The sequence below is a fragment of the Nonomuraea soli genome, from assembly GCF_013761175.1.
Lineage (GTDB): Bacteria > Actinomycetota > Actinomycetes > Streptosporangiales > Streptosporangiaceae > Nonomuraea > Nonomuraea soli.
Genome location: NZ_JACDUR010000001.1, coordinates 1,147,420 through 1,166,692 on the forward strand (window position 1 = coordinate 1,147,420; position 19,273 = coordinate 1,166,692).

The 19,273-nt window shown below is 72.3% G+C and carries 19 protein-coding genes; 12 read left to right on the forward strand and 7 right to left on the reverse strand.

The genetic code is table 11. The features are described from left to right. Positions 1-127: 127 nt before the first annotated feature. The 4 genes from HNR30_RS05440 to HNR30_RS05455 all read left to right on the forward strand — a co-directional run bounded on the left by HNR30_RS05440 (position 128) and on the right by HNR30_RS05455 (position 5,690). Complete coding sequence (locus tag HNR30_RS05440; protein ID WP_181608514.1) at positions 128-1,039, forward strand: sugar phosphate isomerase/epimerase family protein; 912 nt, start codon at positions 128-130, stop codon at positions 1,037-1,039. Further along, a complete protein-coding gene (locus HNR30_RS05445) occupies positions 1,040-2,032 on the forward strand; it encodes a LacI family DNA-binding transcriptional regulator (RefSeq protein ID WP_181608515.1) in 993 nt (330 codons plus the stop codon). Between the two features lie 104 nt (positions 2,033-2,136). Further along, complete coding sequence (locus tag HNR30_RS05450; RefSeq protein WP_181608966.1) at positions 2,137-3,915, forward strand: ABC transporter ATP-binding protein; 1,779 nt, start codon at positions 2,137-2,139, stop codon at positions 3,913-3,915. After that, positions 3,912-5,690: an ABC transporter ATP-binding protein gene (locus HNR30_RS05455; RefSeq protein WP_312894243.1), complete on the forward strand. Its 1,779-nt coding sequence runs from the start codon at positions 3,912-3,914 to the stop codon at positions 5,688-5,690. The genes HNR30_RS05450 and HNR30_RS05455 overlap by 4 nt, the downstream gene beginning before the upstream one ends. On the opposite strand, the gene HNR30_RS05460 is transcribed toward HNR30_RS05455, so the two are convergent. Genes HNR30_RS05460 through HNR30_RS05470 form a run of 3 tightly spaced genes read right to left on the reverse strand, consistent with a single transcriptional unit; the run spans position 5,687 to position 10,069 of the window. Next, positions 5,687-6,280 carry a TetR/AcrR family transcriptional regulator gene (locus HNR30_RS05460; protein ID WP_181608517.1) on the reverse strand — a complete coding sequence of 198 codons (594 nt, stop codon included), beginning with the start codon at positions 6,278-6,280 and terminating at the stop codon, positions 5,687-5,689. The two genes, HNR30_RS05455 and HNR30_RS05460, sit on opposite strands and share 4 nt — an antisense overlap. A gap of 10 nt (positions 6,281-6,290) precedes the next feature. After that, positions 6,291-8,741, reverse strand: coding sequence for a PEP/pyruvate-binding domain-containing protein (locus HNR30_RS05465; RefSeq protein ID WP_181608518.1), 2,451 nt, complete (start codon positions 8,739-8,741; stop codon positions 6,291-6,293). Continuing rightward, a complete protein-coding gene (locus HNR30_RS05470; RefSeq protein WP_181608519.1) occupies positions 8,738-10,069 on the reverse strand; it encodes an MFS transporter in 1,332 nt (443 codons plus the stop codon). The genes HNR30_RS05465 and HNR30_RS05470 overlap by 4 nt, the downstream gene beginning before the upstream one ends. Positions 10,070-10,204: 135 nt before the next feature. On the opposite strand from HNR30_RS05470, the gene HNR30_RS05475 reads away from it, so the two are divergent. Further along, on the forward strand, positions 10,205-11,182 hold the full coding sequence (locus HNR30_RS05475; RefSeq protein WP_220133175.1) for a MerR family transcriptional regulator: 978 nt from the start codon (positions 10,205-10,207) through the stop codon (positions 11,180-11,182). Here the strand turns inward: HNR30_RS05475 and HNR30_RS05480 are convergent. The 4 genes from HNR30_RS05480 to HNR30_RS05495 all read right to left on the reverse strand — a co-directional run bounded on the left by HNR30_RS05480 (position 11,134) and on the right by HNR30_RS05495 (position 14,658). Then, on the reverse strand, positions 11,134-12,714 hold the full coding sequence (locus HNR30_RS05480; protein ID WP_181608521.1) for a beta-N-acetylhexosaminidase: 1,581 nt from the start codon (positions 12,712-12,714) through the stop codon (positions 11,134-11,136). The genes HNR30_RS05475 and HNR30_RS05480 overlap by 49 nt on opposite strands. 38 nt (positions 12,715-12,752) lie before the next feature. Then, positions 12,753-13,268: a DinB family protein gene (locus tag HNR30_RS05485; RefSeq protein WP_181608522.1), complete on the reverse strand. Its 516-nt coding sequence runs from the start codon at positions 13,266-13,268 to the stop codon at positions 12,753-12,755. 77 nt (positions 13,269-13,345) lie between these two features. Next, a complete protein-coding gene (locus tag HNR30_RS05490) occupies positions 13,346-13,804 on the reverse strand; it encodes an ATP-binding protein (protein ID WP_181608523.1) in 459 nt (152 codons plus the stop codon). Next, positions 13,801-14,658: an MEDS and STAS domain-containing protein gene (locus tag HNR30_RS05495; RefSeq protein ID WP_181608524.1), complete on the reverse strand. Its 858-nt coding sequence runs from the start codon at positions 14,656-14,658 to the stop codon at positions 13,801-13,803. Before HNR30_RS05495 ends, HNR30_RS05490 begins: the two co-directional genes overlap by 4 nt. Before the next feature lie 108 nt (positions 14,659-14,766). Between HNR30_RS05495 and HNR30_RS05500 the strand changes: the two genes are divergently transcribed. The 7 genes from HNR30_RS05500 (at position 14,767) to trpB (ending at position 19,272) form a co-directional block, all read left to right on the forward strand. Beyond that, positions 14,767-15,111 carry an STAS domain-containing protein gene (locus HNR30_RS05500; protein WP_181608525.1) on the forward strand — a complete coding sequence of 115 codons (345 nt, stop codon included), beginning with the start codon at positions 14,767-14,769 and terminating at the stop codon, positions 15,109-15,111. A 94-nt stretch (positions 15,112-15,205) separates the two neighbouring features. Further along, a complete protein-coding gene (gene hisI, locus HNR30_RS05505) occupies positions 15,206-15,547 on the forward strand; it encodes a phosphoribosyl-AMP cyclohydrolase (RefSeq protein ID WP_181608526.1) in 342 nt (113 codons plus the stop codon). Beyond that, positions 15,544-15,981: a Trp biosynthesis-associated membrane protein gene (locus HNR30_RS05510; protein ID WP_181608527.1), complete on the forward strand. Its 438-nt coding sequence runs from the start codon at positions 15,544-15,546 to the stop codon at positions 15,979-15,981. The genes hisI and HNR30_RS05510 overlap by 4 nt, the downstream gene beginning before the upstream one ends. Positions 15,982-16,048: 67 nt before the next feature. Next, on the forward strand, positions 16,049-16,627 hold the full coding sequence (locus HNR30_RS05515) for a DUF4190 domain-containing protein (RefSeq protein ID WP_181608528.1): 579 nt from the start codon (positions 16,049-16,051) through the stop codon (positions 16,625-16,627). A gap of 9 nt (positions 16,628-16,636) precedes the next feature. After that, a complete protein-coding gene (locus HNR30_RS05520) occupies positions 16,637-17,047 on the forward strand; it encodes a DUF2752 domain-containing protein (protein ID WP_181608529.1) in 411 nt (136 codons plus the stop codon). Between the two features lie 120 nt (positions 17,048-17,167). Next, positions 17,168-18,022, forward strand: a complete 855-nt coding sequence (gene trpC, locus HNR30_RS05525; RefSeq protein WP_312894244.1) for an indole-3-glycerol phosphate synthase TrpC — start codon at positions 17,168-17,170, stop codon at positions 18,020-18,022. A gap of 44 nt (positions 18,023-18,066) precedes the next feature. After that, a complete protein-coding gene (gene trpB / locus HNR30_RS05530) occupies positions 18,067-19,272 on the forward strand; it encodes a tryptophan synthase subunit beta (protein WP_181608968.1) in 1,206 nt (401 codons plus the stop codon). Position 19,273 lies beyond the last annotated feature (1 nt).

Here is a 19,273-nt window from a genome sequence, read left to right on the forward strand (position 1 = left end):
CTTGCCGCGAGAGTAGCCACGACGGGAGCCGGAAACAAGCCTGCTGTGAATGCGTTTTCACGTCTACATTACTTTGAGACATGCGGTGTTAACCGCCTATGCAAACGCTTTCAGAAGGAGGACGGGCATGCGGCTGCTGGTCTTCACCAAGCCTTTCGGCGCTGCTCAACCGGGCCGGCTCGCCGAGATGGTGGCCACCACCGGAGCCGACGGCGCCGACCTCGTCGTGCGCGACGGGCAGAGCGTCACCCCAGGTACGGCGGCACTGCTACCGGTTGCGGCGCGTGAGCTCGCGGCGGCGGGGGTGCCGCTCGAGCTGGTGACGACCGACTTCCTGGCGGCCCCGCGCGCTGCTCCCGCCTCCGTCCCGCCGCACGCCCCGCCGCACGCCCCGCCGCACGCCCCGCCGCACGTCCCGCCGTACGCCTCGCCGTACGCCTCGCCGTACGCCTCGCCGTACGCCCCGCCATATGCCCCGCCGTACGCCTCGCCCGATGTCGAGCGGGTCTTCGCCGCCTGTGCCGAGGCCGGCGTCACCCTCGTCCGCGTCGGCTTCTATCCCTACGACCCCGCCCGCGGGTACCGGGCCTGCCTCGACGACGCCCGCCGCGGCCTGGCCTCGCTCGCCGGCCTGGCCGCCCGCTTCGGCCTGCGCCCCCTGCTCCAGCTCCACCACCAGACCATCCACCCCTCGGCCGCCCTGGCCCTGCGCCTGGTCGACGGCCTGGACGTCGGCGTCTACGGCGACCCGGGCAACCAGACCAAGGAGGGCGCGGAGGACTGGCGCATGTCCCTCGACCTGCTGGGCGACCGCCTGGCCGCCGTGGGCGTGAAGAACTCCTCCTGGAACGGCTCCCGCGTCGACTGGCAGCCGTTCGCCGACGGCGGCATCGTGCCCTGGCCGGAGATCACGAGAGGCTTGCGTGAACGCGCTTTCAGCGGCCCGCTCTCCCTGCACGTGCACTACCCTTCTGATGACCCGGTGGCCGCCGTGACCAGGGATCTGGCCCATCTGCGCGGCCTGGTCGTGGAGGTCTAGGTGCGCGGTCGTCGGGCGACGATCAACGATGTGGGACAGGCGGCCGGAGTGTCTCCCGCCACCGTGTCCAGGGTGCTCAACGGCTCGGCCCCGGTGGATCCCGCGCTGGCCGAGCGCGTGCTGGAGGCGGTGCGCGCCCTCGGTTACCGTCCCAACGCCGCCGCGCAGGGCCTGGCCAGGGGCGAGTGGGGCACGCTCGGCGTGCTGGTGCCCGATCTGGGCAACCCCTACTTCCCCGACGTGCTCAAGGCGATCTCGGCCGCGGTGCAGGCCAGCGGGCGGCGCGTCATGGTGATGGAGTCCGACGAGCGGCCCGAGCGCGAGCGTGAGCTGGCCGAAGACCTGATGCGCTGCTGCGACGGCGTGCTGCTGTGCTCGCCGCGAATGGACCGCTCCGACGTGGTCGACCTGGCCGCGCGCAGGCACCCGATGGTCCTGGTCAACCGCATCGTCCAGGGTCTCGACGTGCCCGCCGTGTCGGTCGACTTCTTCGGGGCGATGACCCTGGTCTGCGGCCATCTGACCAAGCTGGGCCACCGCCGCGTGGCCTATCTCAGCGGCCCGCCGTCCGCCTGGGCCAACACCGAGCGCATCAGGGCCTTCGAGGCGGCCAGGGCCTTCGGCCTCGACACGGCGATCATCCCGTGCGGCGCCACGAGCCAGCTCGGCTACGACGCGCTCCCGAAGGCGCTCGGCACGGGGGCCACGGCGGTGGTCACGTATAACGATCTGGTTGCTTACGGCGCCTTCACCCGCCTGCAGGAGATGGGCGTGGAGGTGCCCGGCGAGGTGTCGCTGATCGGTTTCGACGACCTGGCGCGCGAGCACCTGGCCGGATTCCAGGTGACCACGGTCTCCGTCAGCCGCCGCAGTCTCGGCACTGTGGCCGCTCAGCTGCTGGTCGACCTGCTGGCAGGGCGCCACGACAGCGAGCCCCGGTTCCTGCCCGTCGAGCTCCAGATCCGCGAGACGTGCGCCCAGGCGCGGGTGTGACCCACGGGAATAACCAGCAGACCTGCCGTGATAGTCACTTATGGAGAATTATCCCCCGCTTGGAAGGATCCCCCCGAGTGACGAACAAGGTCACCTCCGCCGTCATGCGCGACGGCCTGCGCGTGCTCGGGGTGGCGATCCGGGCGGAGAAGCTGGTGTTCACCGCCGCGGTGCTGGCCAGCGGACTGTACGGCGGCATGACGGTCGCCTCCGCCTGGGCGCTGGGCTGGGCCACCGAGAACGTCGTCCTGCCCTCCTTCGAGTCCGGTGACGTCACCTCGGCCGCCCTGTGGACCGGCGTGCTCTTCATCGTCGGCACCGCCGTCCTCAAGGCGATCGGCGTCGCGGGACGCCGCATCTGGGCCGGAACGATGCAATACAACATGCAGGCCCGCTCGCGTCGCGACGTGACCAAGCAGTACCTGCGCCTTCCCCTGTCGTGGCACCACCGCCACCCCACCGGCCAGCTGCTGTCGAACGCCAGCTCCGACGCCGAGGCGGCGTGGGCGCCGCTGGCGCCCCTGCCCATGGCGGTCGGCGTCATCGTCATGCTGATCACCGCCGCCGTCGCCATGGTGATCACCGATCCGGTGCTCGCCCTCGTCGGCTTCCTGATCTTCCCCGCCATCGCCGTGCTGAACCTGGTCTACCAGCGCAGGCTCAGCCCCCTGGCCACCCACGCGCAGCAGCTGCGCGCCGAGGTCAGCGAGATCGCGCACGAGAGCTTCGACGGCGCCCTGGTCGTCAAGACCCTGGGCCGCGAGGAGCTCGAGACCGAGCGGTTCCAGAACCGGGCACACCGCCTGCGCGACGCCAACATCGCCGTGGGACGGGTGCGCGGCCTGTTCGACCCGCTGCTGGAAGCCCTGCCCACGCTCGGCGTGCTGGCCGTCCTGGCCGTCGGCGGGATGCGCCTGTCGTCGAACGCCATCACCTCGGGCGAGCTGGTCCAGGTCGCCTACCTCTTCACGCTGCTCGCCTTCCCGATCAGGGCGCTCGGCTGGGTGCTGGGCGAGCTCCCCCGCGCCGTCGTCGGCTGGCGCCGGGTGCAGGACGTGCTCGAGGCCAGCGGCTCCATGGAGTACGGCGAGGCGGAGCTCAAGGGAGCGCAGCCGGCCACCCTGGAGGTCGACGGCCTGACCTACGCCTACGAGGAGGGCCGCGAGGTCCTGCACGGGGTGAGCTTCACCGTCGCCGCCGGCCGTACCGTCGCCCTGGTCGGGCCCACGGGTTCGGGCAAGTCGACGCTCATCCAGACCCTCGTACGGCTCGTCGACCCGCACGAGGGCGTGGTGCGCCTCGACGGCGTCGACCTGACGGAAATCGCTTACGGCGGCATCGCCGACACGGTCGCGCTGGTCCCGCAGCAGACCTTCCTGTTCGACGACACCGTGCGCGGCAACGTCACCCTCGGCCTGCGGATCGACGACCAGGATGTCTGGGCGGCGCTGCGGCTGGCCCAGGCCGACGGCTTCGTGAGCAGGCTCGGGGACGGGCTCAACACGCGCGTCGGCGAGCGCGGCACGACCCTGTCGGGCGGCCAGCGCCAGCGCCTGGCCCTGGCCCGCGCGGTGGTGCGCCGGCCCAGGCTGCTCGTGCTCGACGACGCGACCTCCAGCGTCGACCCCCAGGTGGAGGCGCGCATCCTGACCGGGCTGCGCGACGCGTCGGCGACCGTCGTCGTGGTGGCCTACCGCATGGCCACGATCGCGCTGGCCGACGAGGTCGTCTATCTGGAGCACGGCCGGGTCGTGGACCGCGGCCCCCACGACGAGCTGCTGACCAGGTGCGGCGGTTACCGCAACCTGGTGACGGCCTACGAGCGGGAAGAGGCCGAGCGCGCGGCCATCGAGGCGGACGAGGAAGAGGAGATCAGCGCGTGAGCACGAGCATCGTCAAGGACAACGAGCGCTCGGCGCTGGCCACCATCCGCCGTGGCCTGTCGCTGACGCCGGAGTTCCGCAAGGGCCTGGCGGTGACGCTGATGCTGGCCGTCGTGGCGACGGTCGGCAAGATCATCGTGCCGATCGCCGTGCAGCAGACCATCGACTCCGGCATCAAGAACGGCACCCCCGACGTCGGCTACATCGTCCAGGCCGTGTCGTGGTGCGCGCTGGCCGTGCTGCTGACCGCGCTGGCCGGCTACCTGATGAACGTGCGGCTCTACCGGGCCACCGAGTCGTCGCTGGCCACCCTGCGCATCCGCGGCTTCCGCCACGTGCACGACCTGTCGGTGCTCACCCAGAACACCGAGCGCCGCGGCGCGCTGGTCTCCCGCGTCACCAACGACGTGGACCAGATCAGCACGTTCATGCAGTGGGGCGGCCTGATGATCATCGTGGCGTTCGGCCAGCTGCTGGTCGCCACGGTGCTGATGTTCGTCTACTCCTGGCAGCTCACCCTGCTCGTGTGGGCCTGCTTCATCCCGCTGATGATCGCGCTGCCGCGCTTCCAGCGGTGGTTGTCGTCTGCCTACACCATCGTGCGCGAGCGCACCGGCGACATGCTCTCGGCCGTCAGCGAGTCGGTCGTCGGCGCCGCCGTTATCCGCTCGCACAGCTCCGAGCAGCGCACCGCCGAGCGCATCGACGCGGCCGTCGAGGGCAACCGGCGCGCGCAGCTGCGCGCGCAGAAGATCGTCGCGTTCGTCTTCCCGCTCACCGAGATCGTCGCCGCCGTGGCCATCGCCGGGATCGTCCTGCTGGGCGTACGGCTGGGCCTGTCGGGCGGCATCACCCAGGGCCAGCTGATCGGCTTCCTCTTCCTCGTCACGCTGTTCGTCTCGCCGCTGCAGATCGCGACCGAGGTGCTCAACGAGGCGCAGAACGCGGTCGCCGGATGGCGGCGCATCCTCGGCGTGCTCGACACCCCGCCCGACGTGGCCGACCCCGGCGACGAGGGCGTCGCGCTGCCGCGCGGGCCCATCTCGGTGGCCTTCGAGGACGTGCACTTCGCCTACCCGGGCGGCAGCCCGGTGCTGCGCGAGGTCACGCTGGAGATCCCGCCGCGCACCCGCATCGCGGTCGTCGGCGAGACCGGCTCGGGCAAGACCACCTTCGCCAAGCTGCTCACCCGCCTGATGGACCCGGTCGCGGGCCGCGTCACCGTCGACGGCGCCGACCTGCGCGAGGTGCGCTTCTCCTCGCTGCGCGAGCGCATCGTCATGGTGCCGCAGGACGGCTTCCTGTTCGACGGCTCGCTGGCGGAGAACATCAGGTACGGCAGGCCGGACGCGACCGACGCCGAGATCGCCCTGGCCCTGACCGAGCTGGGGCTCGCCGACTGGCTCGACGGCCTGCCGGCCGGCCTGGCCACACCGGTCGGGCAGCGCGGCGAGTCGTTGTCGGCGGGCGAGCGCCAGCTGGTCGCGCTGGCCCGCGCCTACCTGGCCGACCCCGACCTGCTCCTGCTCGACGAGGCCACCTCCGCCGTCGACCCGGCCACCGAGGTACGGCTGGCCAGGGCGCTGGAGGGTGTCACCCGGGGCCGGACGGCGATCTCCATCGCCCACCGGCTCTCGACCGCGGAGAACGCCGACGAGGTGCTGGTGTTCGACTCGGGGCGCCTGGTGCAGCGCGGGCCGCACGCCTCGCTGGTGGAGGAGGACGGCGTCTACGCCGACCTGCACGCCTCCTGGATCTCGGCCGCCCGCAGCTAGGGCCTGCTCGCCAGGAGCGGCAGCAGTACCTCGTCGACGATGGCGACGATCGTCTCGTCGGGGATCGGGGTGCCGTGGAAGAGGAACTCCTGGCGGAGCATGGCCTGGGCGACGTCGAGCCGCCGGGGGGTGAGCACCCGGGGGTCGACCTCGCCTCGCCCGGCCGCCCGGCGGCAGATCTCCTGCATGCCGCGGCGGCCGCCGCCGCGCGACAGGTCGCGCAGTTCCCTGGTGCGGCCGCGGTCGCTCAGCACGTCGCTGAGCAGGCCGCGCAGCGCCTCTCCCGCCGGGCCCGCCAGCACCTCGGCGTTGCCGCGCAGCATCGCCAGCAGGTCGCCGCGCAGGCTGCCGGTGTCGGGTGGCGAGGCCGGGTCGGGCAGCGAGTGGTAGACGGCCTCGACGGCCAGCTCCATCCGGCTGGGCCAGCGCCGGTAGAGGGAGGCCTTGCCGGTCCTGGCCCGTTCGGCCACTCCTTCCATGGTCAGCCTGGCGTAGCCGACCTCGGCCAGCTCCTCCAGGGCGGCCTGGAGGATGGCGGCGTTGAGCTCCTCGCCCCTGCGGCGGGGGAGACTGCGGTGGTCGGCTGCCATGGCGGCGATCCTACGCATCCGCGCCGCGGCCGGGAGCCGCGGTGGCGGGGCCAGGGGTGGCGGGATCAGGGGTGGCGGGATGAGAGGTGGCGGGATCAGGGGTGACGGGATCAGGGGTGGCAGCATCAGGGGCGGCGTCCGGGGCCTGGGCGGCGGTGACGTGGCCGGTGTCCCCGTCGACGGTCACCATCTGGCCGTCGTGCAGGACGGTCGTGCCGTCGGCGCTGCCCATGATCGCGGGAATGCCGTACTCCCGCGCCACGATGGCCGCGTGCGAGGCCATCGAGCCCGCGTCCACCACGACCGCCGCCGCCCGCTGGAACAGCGGCGTCCACGACGGATTGGTGTACGGGCAGACCAGCACGTCACCGGGCTCCAGCTTGCCGAACTCCGACGGCTCCCTGATGACCTTCACAGGACCGGTGGCCAGGCCGTTGCCGCCGGGCGTGCCCGATACGAGCGCGTCGCCGTGCTCACGCGGCGGGAAGACGGAACGCGGGTCGATCAGCCGCACTCCGGCCAGTTCCTGACGCCTGGCCCGCCGCGCGGTCATCGTCTCGCGCAGCCCGTCGCCGCCGCTCTCCAGCTCCTCCAGGCGCAGGTGGAAGACGTCGTCCGGCGCGTCGAGCACGCCCCGCTCCGCCAGCCGACGCCCGATCTCCAGCAGGGACCTGCGCAGCACGGGCAGGGGCAGGGTGAAGTAGAAGTGGCTGTCCTCGCGGAAGGCCACCCCCGCCTGCGCCGCCCTGACGAGCCTGGACGGCTCGGGCGTGTGCCGCTCGCCGGGCCTGGGCGGCGAGGAGGCCAGCATCCGGACCGTGTCGAGCACCGTCTGGGGCTGCTCTCCCATCGTGGGCGGGGTGACCAGGATCGGGGAGGCGGTCTCGCGGTGGCCGTACTCCGCCAGGAACGCCTCGAAGGACGCGGCGAACTCCGGGAAGGCCGCGATGCCGTCAGGCGTGAGCGCGCCGGCCAGGCCGGGAGTCGTGCGCACCTGCCCGGCGAGGCGTTCGAGAGCCTCGTTGGCGTCGGTGGTGCGGGTGCTCGCGCCCGCGATCAGGTCACCCAGCCGCCTCCTGCGCCCGGTCAGGGTCAGGACGGCCAGCAGTCTGAGCAGGGCCAGGCCGGTTCCCGGCAGGTAGTCGATGCGCAGGCGGGTGACCGAGCCGACCAGGTCGAGCGCCCGGCGGGGGACCCGGATCAGCTCCTCCCAGGACATGGCGGCCAGGTCCTCGGCGGCCAGCGCCTCGCACGCCGCCGTGAACGCGGTGAAGCGCGGATCCTGGCGCCAGCGGGCCGGATCGTGGCGGCGGGCCTGGGCCACCAGCCGGAACGGCAGCGCCAGCATCTTGGGCGTCGGCCGCGGCGCTCGGGGAACGAGCCGGTCGACCACGCCGTCGACCTCGGGCAGGATGCCGGCGAAGACGCCCTTGAGCCCGTAGTGCTCGCCGATCTTCGCCATCATGCCGACGGGTCCGTGGGGGATCCAGGTGGACATGTCGATGGGGTAGGGCCTGATCGGCAGGTAGTCGAGCAGGATCGAGCCCATCTTGCGCTCGACGGCGTTGAGCTTCACGGGAGGCGGGGGCAGCGCGGTCATGGGACGGGCCTGGACCAGGAAGACCGTGCCGTCGTGGCCGACGGCCCACTCGGTGTCCTGGGGCCGGCCGTAGTGCCCGGCCACCGCGCGGCCCAGCCGTACCAGCTCGGCGAGCTGAGCTTCGCCGAGCCGTACAGGCGTGCCGGAGGCGGCGTCGTGGACGACTCCGCCTCCGGCGGCGGCCCTGATGACCACCTCGCGGCGGCCCGCCGTGAAGCCGACGACGCGGCCGTCGAGGTCGAGCACGTAGTGGTCGGGCGTGACCAGCCCGGAGACGACCGCCTCGCCCAGCCCCGCGCTGGAATCGACGACGATGCGGTCGCGCGCCCCCGTCACCGGGTCGGCGGTGAACATCACTCCGGCGAACTCCGCCTCGACCATCACCTGCACGACCACCGCGATGCGCACCTCGCCCTCGAGGCCGAGTTTCGCCCGGTAGGCGACGGCCCGGTCGGTCCAGAGCGATCCCCAGCAGCGTCGCACCGCGTCGATGACCGCGTCCTCGCCGGTCACGTTGAGGTAGGTGTCCTGCTGCCCGGCGAACGCCGCGCCCGGCAGGTCCTCCGCGGTGGCGCTCGACCGCACGGCCACCGGCCCGCCGCCCAGCTCCCGGAAGGCGGCGGCGATGAGCTCGCGCAGCGGCGCGGGCACCTCGGCCCGCTCGAAGGCGGCGCGGATCGCCGCGGGCTCGGCCGTCAGGTCCACCTCCGCCGCGACCAGCGCGTAGGCGTCGGTGGTGACGACGAAACCGCCGGGCACGGGGAAGCCGTGGGACACCAGCTCGCCGAGGTTGGCGGCCTTGCCTCCCGCCCGGTCCAGGTCGTGCTTGCCGAAAGCGCTCAAGGGCGCGACGAGACTCATACCGTCTCCTTGACGTAGGCGGTCGTGCGCAACGGACGCACGGGCAGGGCGAACGAGAGCAGGAAGGCGACCACGAGCAGCGGCGCCATGATCGCGAACACGTGCGGCACGGTCGTGGCCAGATCGCCGCCCGTGACGACGGCTCCGGCGACGGCCACGCCCGCCGAGGCGCCGATCTGGCGCAGGAACGTCACCGAGGCGGTCGCCACGCCCAGGTCGTCGCGGGAGGCGCCGTTCTGCGTGATCAGCACCATGACCTGCATGACCAGTCCCACCCCGAGCCCGATGACCGGCATCGCCAGCACGAGCGCCACGGGTCCCGGGTCCAGGACGGCCAGCGCCGCCAGCCCCGAGGCCGCCAGGGCCGTTCCGGCGATGGGGTAGGGGCGGTAGCGCCCGGTCCTGGTGATCAGCCGCCCCGACAGCACCGTGGTGACCAGTACCCCGGCCATCAGGGCGGTCACGATCAGGCCGCCTCCCGTCGCCGAGGCGCCCTCGGTGATCTGCAGGTAGGCGGGCAGGTAGGTCAGGGTGCCGAACAGCGCGAAGCCGATGAGGAAGCTGATGGTCACGGGTACGGCGAAGCCCCGGTCGCGGAACAGCCGCAGCGGCAGCACCGGGTCCCGCGCCCTGAGCGCGGTCACCGTCCAGAGGGCGGCCCCGGCCACGGCGACGCCCAGCCAGGCCGGCTCGCGGGTCTGGCCGAGCATGACCACACCGACGACCGCGACGGCCAGCGCGGCGGCTCCGGCGTAGTCGATGCGGGCGCGGTGCGACGGCCGGGGCAGGCGCAGCGTGAGCGCCAGCAGGACGAAGGCGATCAGGCCCAGGGGCGGGTGGATGGCGAAGATCCACCGCCAGCTAGCCCGGTCGACGACCAGGCCGCCGATCAGGGGGCCCGCCACGATCGCCACCGCGTAGGCGGCGCCGATGAGGCCCAGGTAGCGTCCCCGTTCGCGGGGGCTGACCAGCTCGCCGATGATCGCCTGCGAGCCGACCATCAGGCCGCCGCCGCCCAGGCCCTGGATCACCCGGAAGGCGATCAACTGGGGCATGGTGGCGGCCAGGGCGCACAACACGGCCCCGGTGACGAACAGGGCGATCGCCGCGAGCATGACCGGCTTGCGGCCGAGGGCGTCGCCCAGCTTGCCGTACAGGGGCATGACCACCGTGGCGGTCACCAGGTAGGCGGTGACGACCGCGGGCATCTGCTCCAGGCCGCCCAGGTCGCGGGCGATGGCGGGGAGCGCGGGGGTCATCAGGGTCTGGTCGAGCGCGGCCAGCAGCATCGCGAGCAGGAGGCCGGGAAGGACCCGCGAGATCGACATGGCCGCCCCTTAGAGAACGTATCGTCTTCTAAGGACAGTAGTCGTTCATTGTTGGGAACGCAACGTTCACTATCTCTTCGCCAAAGGGGAGACGTATTTGCGCCTCCCCCAGGGGGAGCGGGCAGGGTGGACGGCATGTACACCATCGGTGAGCTGGCCGGACGCACCGGGCTGACGGTCAAGGCCATCCGCTTCTACGCCGACCGCGGCATCGTGCCCGAGAGCGGGCGCAACGCGGCGGGACACCGCGTCTACGACGGCGACGCCGTGGCGCGGCTCGAACTCGTGCGCACGCTGCGGGCGCTGGGCATCGACCTGGCGACCGTGCGCAGGGTCGTGGAGCGGGAGAGCACGCTCGCCGAGGTCGCCGACGCGCACGCCCGCGCGCTGGAGGTGCAGATCCGCACCCTCCGGTCGCGCCGCGCGGTGCTCACGGCGGTGGCCAGGCGCGGATCGAGCCCCGAGGAGATGGATCTGATGCACAGACTCGCGAGCCTGTCGGCAGCCGAACGGCGGCGGCTGGTCGACGACTTCACCGGCCAGGTGTTCGCCGGGATGGGAGAGGGCGTCGTGCGGTCGGTGACGCCCGAACTTCCCGACGACCCCTCCGACGAGCAGGTGGTGGCATGGGTGGAACTGGCCGAGCTGACGGGGGACGACGGCTTCCGCGAGGCCGTGGCGCGCATGGTGGAGGGCTTCGTCGCCGAGCGGCCGGAGGGGCTGCGGGCCGACGTCGTGGCCGTGGCCGTCACGCGGGCGCGGCCGGAGCTGGATCCCGCCTCGCCCGAGGCCAGGGAGATCGTCGACGACCTGGTCCGCCGCCACGCGCGTGAACGAGGGGAGCCGGGCGGCGCGCAACGGCTGGCGACCCGCCTGGCCGAGGCGAACGACCCGCGCTGGGCTCGCTACCGCGTCCTGCTCGCGGTGATCAACGGCTGGGAGGCGCCCCAGGACCATGCCCCTGCGCTCGACTGGACACTCGCGGCGATCCGCGCCTCAACGGGACCGGCTGCCTCAACGGGACGGGCTCACCCGGCTCACCCGGTCCACCCGGATCACCCGGATCACCCGGTCCACTCGATCTCGCGCGAGCGGTGGAAGCCGATCCCCTGAGCCTCCCAGCGTGCCGCGTGGGGCGACAGCCGCGAACGGAACCCCTCCCAGTCGCGGCTGTCCGCGCTCGACCAGCCGACCTCCGCCAGGGCGGGCAGCCGGGGAAAGGCCATGTGGTCCAGGTAGACCGACGGTTCCGGGTACTGCTCGTGCGAGGTCGGCAGGCTCGTGCTGTCGCGGTAGGCACGATCCGACCACAGCGGCGCCCCGACCCCGAGGATCTGCTCCTCCCGCAGCCCCAGCATCTCGGCCGGCTCCCACGCGTAGGCCTTCTCCACCGGCACGAATCCGGCCCAGCGCAGGCCGTACGGCGTGCCGGCGTCGTACTTCATGTCCAGGTAGGCCCGGTCGGCGGGTGACAGGACCACCTTCGCCCCCTGCGCCAGGGCCTTGGCGACCAGGTCGGAGTCCTCGCCGTCTGGCGCCCAGTACTGCACCACGCTGCCCGGCGGCAACGGCCCCTCGCCGATCTGGTGCCAGCCGATCACCCGCTTGCCGTTCGCGGTGACCGCCGCGCCGGCCGTCCGGATGTAGGCGGCATAGTCGGCGGCGGTGGTCGAAGGCACCTCGTCGCCGCCGATGTGCAGATAAGGGCCGGGGAACAACGCCGAGACCTCACGGAACACCGTCGACACGAACCTGCCCACCGCCTCGGTGTTCTTCAGGCACAGCACGCTCACCTTGACGTCGAAGCCCTGGTACGGCTGGCGGGCACGCCCCGAGCAGTTCAGCTCCGGCACCGACGCCATCGCCGCGGCGGTGTGACCGGGGCCGTCGATCTCCGGCACCACGGTCATGTAGCGCGCGGCGGCGTACGCCACGACGTCGCGGATCTCCTGCGCGGTGTAGAACCACGGGCCGCCGCTCCAGCCCGCCTGGGTGGAGGCGCCCACGCCGGTCAGCGCCGGATATCCCTCGACCGGTACCCGCCAGCCCTGGTCGTCGGTGAGGTGCCAGTGGAAGACGTTGACCTTGTACTGCGCGGCCTGGTCGATGAGACGTTTGACCTGCTCGACCGGGACGAACCTGCGCGCCACGTCGAGCATCACCGCCCGGTAGGCGAAACGCGGGCGGTCGGAGATGTCGACCGCGGGCACGCTCACCTGGCCGCCCGGACGGGCCGGAAGGAGCTGACGCAAGGTCTGCAGCCCGCGGAACAGCCCTTCGGCGGTGTGGGCCCGCAGGGTGATCCGGCCGTCCGCCTTCAGCAGGTAGCCCTCACGGCCCAGCTCCGACGGGCCGAGGGCGTCGAGCGTGATCGCCGCCTCACCGGACTCCCTCACCGGCAGCGGCAGCCCCGTGACCTCGCGCAACTGCCCGGCGAAGGCCTGGATCTCCTCCGGCTGGCCGGGACCGATCAGGATCGCCGACCCGCCGTCGAGCCGTACGGCGGAGCCCTCGGGCCGGCCCACCGACACGGGCTGCGGGACGAGGGCGAGACCCGGCGCGACGGACGGGCGCTCGGGCGCCGCCGCGCACGCCGGGAGCGAGACGGCCAGCAGGAGCCCCACCAGGGCCAGACGCGGCGACACGGTGGCCATGATCCCCGATCGCCAGGTGCCCGACAACGTCAGGCGTGGGCGGCGCGGTAGTGGAAGCGGCCCTGGCCGACCTCGGCGGCGTTCTTCATGAGCTCGACGTTGGCCCAGCCGATCACGTGGCCGAGGGGATGCGGGAACCAGGCGACCTCCTGGCCGAGATCCGTCACCGTGTCGAGGGCCGCCGACCACTGGTCGTGCAGCGCCGTCAGCCAGGAGACCGTCGACGGCACGTCACCCGGCCACAACACGGTTCGCACCTTGTCGTCCCAGGTGAAGGCCTGGCCGCGGGCCGTACCGAACGTGTGGTCGTAGGCCGAGCTCCACCACAGGCCGATGTGCCAGGTGACCCAGGCGACCGACGGTGGTGAGGGGTCCTCGGGCTCCGGCATGATCCAGTCGCCCAGCCAGCCGCCTTCGCCGCGCCGTACGGTCCACGACTGCGGCGAGGGCTGCCACAGGGCCTCCTCCTCGGTCAGGCGGTCGAGGTGGTGGGTCAGCAGCGACCAGGAGACGTGGAGCTGCCAGCGCAGGGGTTCGATTGTCACCGGGCGAAGGTAGGCGGCGGGCGGGGGCAGGCTCAACGGGTTTTCGGGTCTCACCGGCTCGCGGGTCTCTCGCAGGCTCACGGGGATCGCGCGGCGAAGCGCACGATCGTGCCGGTGCCGCCGGGGCCGGTCACGAAGCTGATCTGCGAGCACAGGCGGCGGATCAGCCAGATCCCGCGCCCGCCCCCGGAGAAGCTGGCCGGCAGCCGGTCGCGGTCGATCCACGCGGCGGGAATGCCAGGGCCCGCGTCGCTCACCTCGCACCACACGCGGCCGTCCTGGCGCCACAGGAGCAGCTCGCCCGAGCCGCCGCCGTGCACGACGGCGTTGGTGACGATCTCGTTGACGGCCAGGACGAAGTCCTCCAGGGCGCGGCCCGACAGGCCGCGGAAGGCCGCCTGCTCGCTCACCGCCTGGCGTACGGCGGTGATCCGGCCGCGCGAGAAGGACGCGGCGAACCGGGAGCCGTCGGAGCCCGGCTCTCCCGCCTCGCGCGAGGAGGGTGTGTCGTCGCCGGCCCGGCGATCGCCGGTCATGGCCCCGCCGGCCGCACCGACAGCCGGTCGACGTCGTCGGCCCTGATCAGCGACAGCAGCCGCGCCACCGCGGGCGAGCACACGATCACCGTCTCGTTCACCCGCAGCTCGGCCGTGCGGGCGAGGAGCCTGGCGCCCTCCGCGTCGAGGTAGCCGAGCGCGGTGGCGTCGATCGTGAGAGCGCGCGCCACCGGCACCAGGGTGTCGAGCACCGACGCCAGTGCGGCGATGTTGGTGCCGTCGACCTCGCCCGCCAGCGTCAGGCCGCCCGGCGTGCGCGCGAACCGCAGCTCGGCCTCACCGGGCGTGATCGGGTGCACGGCGGCGGCCTGGTCGAAGGCCTCGCCGCTGAACCGGCGGCGGTCGTACTGGCACACCAGCGCCATCCAGGACCCGGCGAACAGCGCGTTGCCGCGGGCCTCCACCTCCAGCGACAGGCCGGGATCGGCCCGCAGCCGCCAGGAGGCGTCGACGAGCACGCTCACGCCGCTCGCCCCGAGCCGTTCGGCATGACGGCCGAACGCGGCCAGGCACGTCAGCGCGAGGTCGGGGTCGAAGCGCCCCCGGCTGAAGTGGCTCTCGTCGGCGGGCAGGATGGTGAGCCGCCCGCCCGCCTCGGCGGCCTCGGCGTCGAACCATTCGCCGGTTCCGTCGCCGGGCCCGGCGAGATGGCCGCGCACCTGCTGAGGGGTGTCGGACTCGGTGACGAGCAGCACCAGCCGCCCTTCGCGCAGCCCGTTGAGGGTGATGGCCCGCACGGCGGCGATCCGCTCGCCGTCGGTGTCGAACGGCAAGCAGACGTGGTCACCCAGCCGCGGGTTGAGCGCGGAGCCGGTCGTGCGCGCGCCGAGCACAAGGGCGAGCGTATCGCGGCTGTCCGTCATCGCCAATGCACGCGCGGTGAGCGACGTCCGGGTGTACCGTCAGGGCGGAAATATCGGCATCGCCTGGGAGTAGGGCCCATGAGCATGCTGGAGATGACGCAACGTCGCGAACGCGGGCACACCGTCGTCGCCCTGGAGGGCGAGGTCGACCTCGACAGCGTGGACCGGCTGAGGGAACGGCTCGACGGGATCGTGGCGATCGACGGCCCGTGCCTGATCGTCGATCTGACCGGCGTACGGTTCATCGACACGACCGGCCTGGGCATGTTCGTGCGTTTCCTCGACGGCGTACGGCGGCGCGGGGGCAGCCTCGCGCTGGTGGCGCCCCGCGGGCAGCCGCTGCGGGTGTTCAGCCGGACCAACCTGGCCAGGCTCTTCCCCATCTACGACTCGGTCTCCGACGCGGTGGCCGGCGCCGGTTAGGGCAGGCGGAACCCGGGGCCAGGGGACCATGGCGGGTGATCGTGTGGATCGGGGCAGTCCCTGGACTGCCCGCCGGACCTGGTTGAATGGCCGCATGTCCCTCGACCCCGCGATCGCAGAGCGGCTCAAGCGCACCTCCGACGGGCTCGTGCCCGCCATCGTCCAGCAGTACGACACCGGCGAGGTGCTCATGCTCGCCTGGATGGACGACGAGGCGCTGCATCGCACGCTCACCACGGGCCGGGGCACCTACTGGTCGCGCAGCCGCCGGTCCTACTGGGCCAAGGGCGACACCTCTGGCCACGTGCAACACGTCAAGTCGGTGGCGCTCGACTGCGACGGCGACACGCTCCTGGTCAAGGTCGACCAGGTGGGCGCGGCCTGCCACACCGGCGACCGCACCTGCTTCGACGCCGGGCTGATCGAGCAGTCGTGAAGCGCGAGATGTGGCTCTGGCTGGGCGTGACCGCGCTCGGCGCCGTCGCCGTGCTGCTGGCGGCCGGTCGCGAGTGGGGCGCCGCCTCCGACCCGGCGGGCGCTCCGGCGCTGACGCCTCCCGCCCTGGCCGCGCTGGCGGGCGTGGTGGCGGTGCTGGCCGCCAAGGGCCTGGGCCGCAGGATCGTGGGCGGGCTGATCGCGCTGTGCGGGGTGATCACCGTGATCGCCGCCTGGGGGCCGTTCGGCACCGTCTGGCCGTATGTGGCCATCGGCGGCGGCCTGCTGGTCCTGCTGGGCGGGATCGCCACGGTCGTGCGCGGGGTGCGCTGGCAGGCCATGTCGGAGAGGTACGGCAGGGACCGGCCCAGGACCGAGGACGGCGACCGTTCCATGTGGGATGCCCTCGACAGGGGAGAGGATCCAACCTCGTGAGGTATCTCCTTGAGATGGTGGTTTGTCGGTAAACTGCGAGCCTCAAAAGCCAAGAGGAGTGCAGACGATGACCTACGGTCCCCAGGACGGAAGCGGCGGTTACGGCCAGCAGCCGCCGAGCGGCGGCGGCGGTTACGGCCAGCAGCCCGGTTACGGCCAGGGCGGCTACGGTCAGCAGCCCCCGAGCGGTGGCGGCGGTTACGGCCAGCCCGACTATGGCCAGCAGCAGCCTGGCTACGGCCAGCAGCCCGGTTACGGCCAGCAGCCGCCGAGCGGCGGCGCCTACGGCTCGGGCCCCCAGCAGGGTTACGGCCAGCCCTACGGCGGTTACTCGCCCCCGTCCGGCGGTTACGGCCAGCCCGGCGGCTACGGCGCGCCCCCGCCCACCAAGACCAACGGCATGGCGATCGCCTCGCTGGTGTGCGGCCTGGTCGGCCTGGTGCTGTGCGGCGTCAGCTCGGTCGTGGGCATCATCCTCGGACACATCGCCCTCAACCAGGTCAAGCGCAGCGGCGAGGAGGGCAAGGGCATGGCGGTGGCCGGTCTGGTCACCTCCTACATCGTCGTCGGCCTCTGGCTGATCTTCGCCGTGATCTACTTCGTCGTCCTGGGCGCGGCGCTCTCGTCCTACTCCAGCTACAGCTAACCTGGGGCGATGACGGCGCTACAGGCATCGAGGGGCAGGGCGCTCCTGGCGCCGGCCGGTGTGGCCGCGGCCACGCTGGCCGGAGTGGTCTTCGTCGGGATGGTCGACCCCAACGAGCCGGGCCACTACCCCGTCTGCCCGTTCTACTGGGTGACGGGGCTGTACTGCCCCGGCTGCGGCACGCTGCGCGCCGTCCACGGCATGGCCACCTTCGACCTGGGCGCGGCGATGTCCATGAACCCCCTGCTGGTGGTCATGGTCCCGGTGCTGGTGTTGTGGTGGGCGCGCTGGATGACGGCCGCCTGGAGCGGCAGGCGCCTGTCGTTGCCGCGCCCGGCCGTGATCTGGAGCTTCATCGGGGTGCTCGTGGTCTACTGGGTGGTGCGCAACCTGCCGTTCGCGGCCTTCCTGGCCCCGTAGCGTCCCGTAGCCGGGACCCGGCGGTCGGCCGAGCCCGGCCAGGCCGATACCATCGCAGCGAGGCGGGATGTGATTTATCTCGCCCACCCCCACACAGTCGACCGGAGGGACCCCAAGCGCGTGAGTGAGCGGACAGAATCTTCCGCGGCGGGTGGCCTCGGCGTGCTCGAAGGCATCATGGCTGGCGTCCGCGAGGACCTTGCCGAGCGGCAGAAGACCACCTCCCTCGACGAACTCAAGGAGCGCGCAGGGCGGGCTCCCGCGCCACGCGACGTCATGGCGGCGCTCGGCGGCGCCCGCGTGTCGGTGATCGCCGAGGTCAAGCGCTCCAGCCCGTCCAAGGGCGCGCTGGCCGCCATCGCCGACCCCGCCGCGCTCGCGGCCGACTACGAGGCGGGCGGCGCCCACGTCATCAGCGTGCTCACCGAGGAGCGCCGCTTCGGCGGCAGCCTGGCCGACCTGGCCGCGGTGCGCGCCAGGGTCGACATCCCGATCCTGCGCAAAGACTTCATCGTCACCTCCTACCAGCTGTGGGAGGCGCGGGCGCACGGCGCCGACCTGGCTCTGCTCATGGTGGTCCTGCTGGAGCAGGAGGCCCTGGTGTCGCTGATCGAGCGGGCCGAGTCCATCGGGCTGGTGCCGCTGGTCGAGGTGCACACCGAGGAGGAGTTGGAGCGGGCGCTGGCCGCCGGGGCCAAGGTCATCGGGATCAACGCGCGCAACCTCAAGACCCTCGAGGTCGACCGCGACGTCTTCAGCAAGATCGCGCCGAAGATTCCCGACGGCGTGATCAGGATCGCCGAGTCCGGCGTGCGCGGCCCGCACGACCTGCTCGCCTACGCCCGCGCCGGTGCCGACGCCGTCCTGGTCGGCGAGAGCCTGGTGACCGGCAAAGACCCACGCAAGGCCGTGGAGGCGCTGGTGACGGCCGGCGCCCACCCCGCCACGCGTCCCGACCACGGATCAGAGGGATAGAGACAGCAGTGGCACACGACGGCACCATCCTCACCGCAGCGGATCTGGCGGGCAACGGCACCTACGGCAACGACCCCGACCTGCGGGGCAAGTTCGGCATCTTCGGCGGCCGCTACGTTCCCGAGGCGCTCATCCCGGCCCTCGACGAGGTCGCCCAGACCTACGAGAAGGCCAAGAACGACGCGAGCTTCATCCGCGAGTTCGACCATCTGCTGCGCACCTACGCGGGCCGTCCGACCACGCTGACCGACGTGCCGCGCTTCAGCGAGGAGGCCGGGGGCGCCCGCGTCATCCTCAAGCGCGAGGACCTCACGCACACCGGCGCGCACAAGATCAACAACGTGCTGGGCCAGGCACTGCTGACCAAGCGGCTGGGCAAGAAGCGGGTCATCGCCGAGACCGGCGCCGGACAGCACGGCGTGGCCACCGCCACCGCCGCCGCGCTCATGGGCCTGGAGTGCGTCATCTACATGGGCGCCGTCGACTGCGAGCGCCAGGCGCTCAACGTCGCCCGCATGAAGCTGCTCGGCGCCACCGTCGTGCCCGTCCACAACGGCAGCAAGACGCTGAAGGACGCCATCAACGAGGCCTTCCGCGACTGGGTGACCAACGTCGACAGCACCCACTACCTGTTCGGCACCGTCGCCGGGCCGCACCCCTTCCCCGAGATCGTGCGCGACTTCGCCCGCATCATCGGGGTCGAGGCCCGCCGCCAGATGCTGGAGCTGACCGGCCAGCTGCCCACCGCGGTCTGCGCGGCCGTCGGCGGAGGCAGCAACGCCATCGGCATCTTCCACGCCTTCATCGGCGACCGCGACGTGCAGATCCACGGCTACGAAGCCGCCGGCCGCGGGCTCGAGTCGGGCGAGCACGCCCTGACCCTGACCGCCGGCAGCGTCGGCGTCCTGCACGGCTCGCGCACCTACGTGCTGCAGGACGACGAAGGCCAGACCATCGAGTCGCACTCGATCTCGGCCGGTCTCGACTACCCCGGAGTCGGCCCCGAGCACGCCTGGCTGAAGGACTCTGGCCGCGCCACCTACCACGGCGTCACCGACGACGAGGCGATGGCCGCCTTCTCGCTCCTGGCGCGCACCGAGGGCATCATCCCCGCCATCGAGTCGTCACACGCCCTGGCGGGCGCGCTCAAGCTCGGCCAGGAACTCGGCCCGGAGGCGACGATCCTGGTGAACCTGTCCGGTCGCGGTGACAAGGACATGGGCACCGCCATGAAGTACTTTGGACTGTGAT

Excerpts from the sequence above, each read along its gene's own strand:
- HNR30_RS05440 (WP_181608514.1), top strand. The coding sequence starts at position 128 with ATGCGGCTGCTGGTCTTCACCAAGCCTTTCGGCGCTGCTCAACCGGGC.
- HNR30_RS05450 (WP_181608966.1), top strand. The coding sequence starts at position 2,137 with ATGCGCGACGGCCTGCGCGTGCTCGGGGTGGCGATCCGGGCGGAGAAG.
- HNR30_RS05460 (WP_181608517.1), bottom strand. The coding sequence starts at position 6,280 with ATGGCAGCCGACCACCGCAGTCTCCCCCGCCGCAGGGGCGAGGAGCTC.
- HNR30_RS05465 (WP_181608518.1), bottom strand. The coding sequence starts at position 8,741 with ATGAGTCTCGTCGCGCCCTTGAGCGCTTTCGGCAAGCACGACCTGGAC.
- HNR30_RS05470 (WP_181608519.1), bottom strand. The coding sequence starts at position 10,069 with ATGTCGATCTCGCGGGTCCTTCCCGGCCTCCTGCTCGCGATGCTGCTG.
- HNR30_RS05475 (WP_220133175.1), top strand. The coding sequence starts at position 10,205 with ATGTACACCATCGGTGAGCTGGCCGGACGCACCGGGCTGACGGTCAAG.
- HNR30_RS05490 (WP_181608523.1), bottom strand. The coding sequence starts at position 13,804 with ATGACCGGCGATCGCCGGGCCGGCGACGACACACCCTCCTCGCGCGAG.
- HNR30_RS05500 (WP_181608525.1), top strand. The coding sequence starts at position 14,767 with ATGAGCATGCTGGAGATGACGCAACGTCGCGAACGCGGGCACACCGTC.
- hisI (WP_181608526.1), top strand. The coding sequence starts at position 15,206 with ATGTCCCTCGACCCCGCGATCGCAGAGCGGCTCAAGCGCACCTCCGAC.
- HNR30_RS05515 (WP_181608528.1), top strand. The coding sequence starts at position 16,049 with ATGACCTACGGTCCCCAGGACGGAAGCGGCGGTTACGGCCAGCAGCCG.
- HNR30_RS05520 (WP_181608529.1), top strand. The coding sequence starts at position 16,637 with ATGACGGCGCTACAGGCATCGAGGGGCAGGGCGCTCCTGGCGCCGGCC.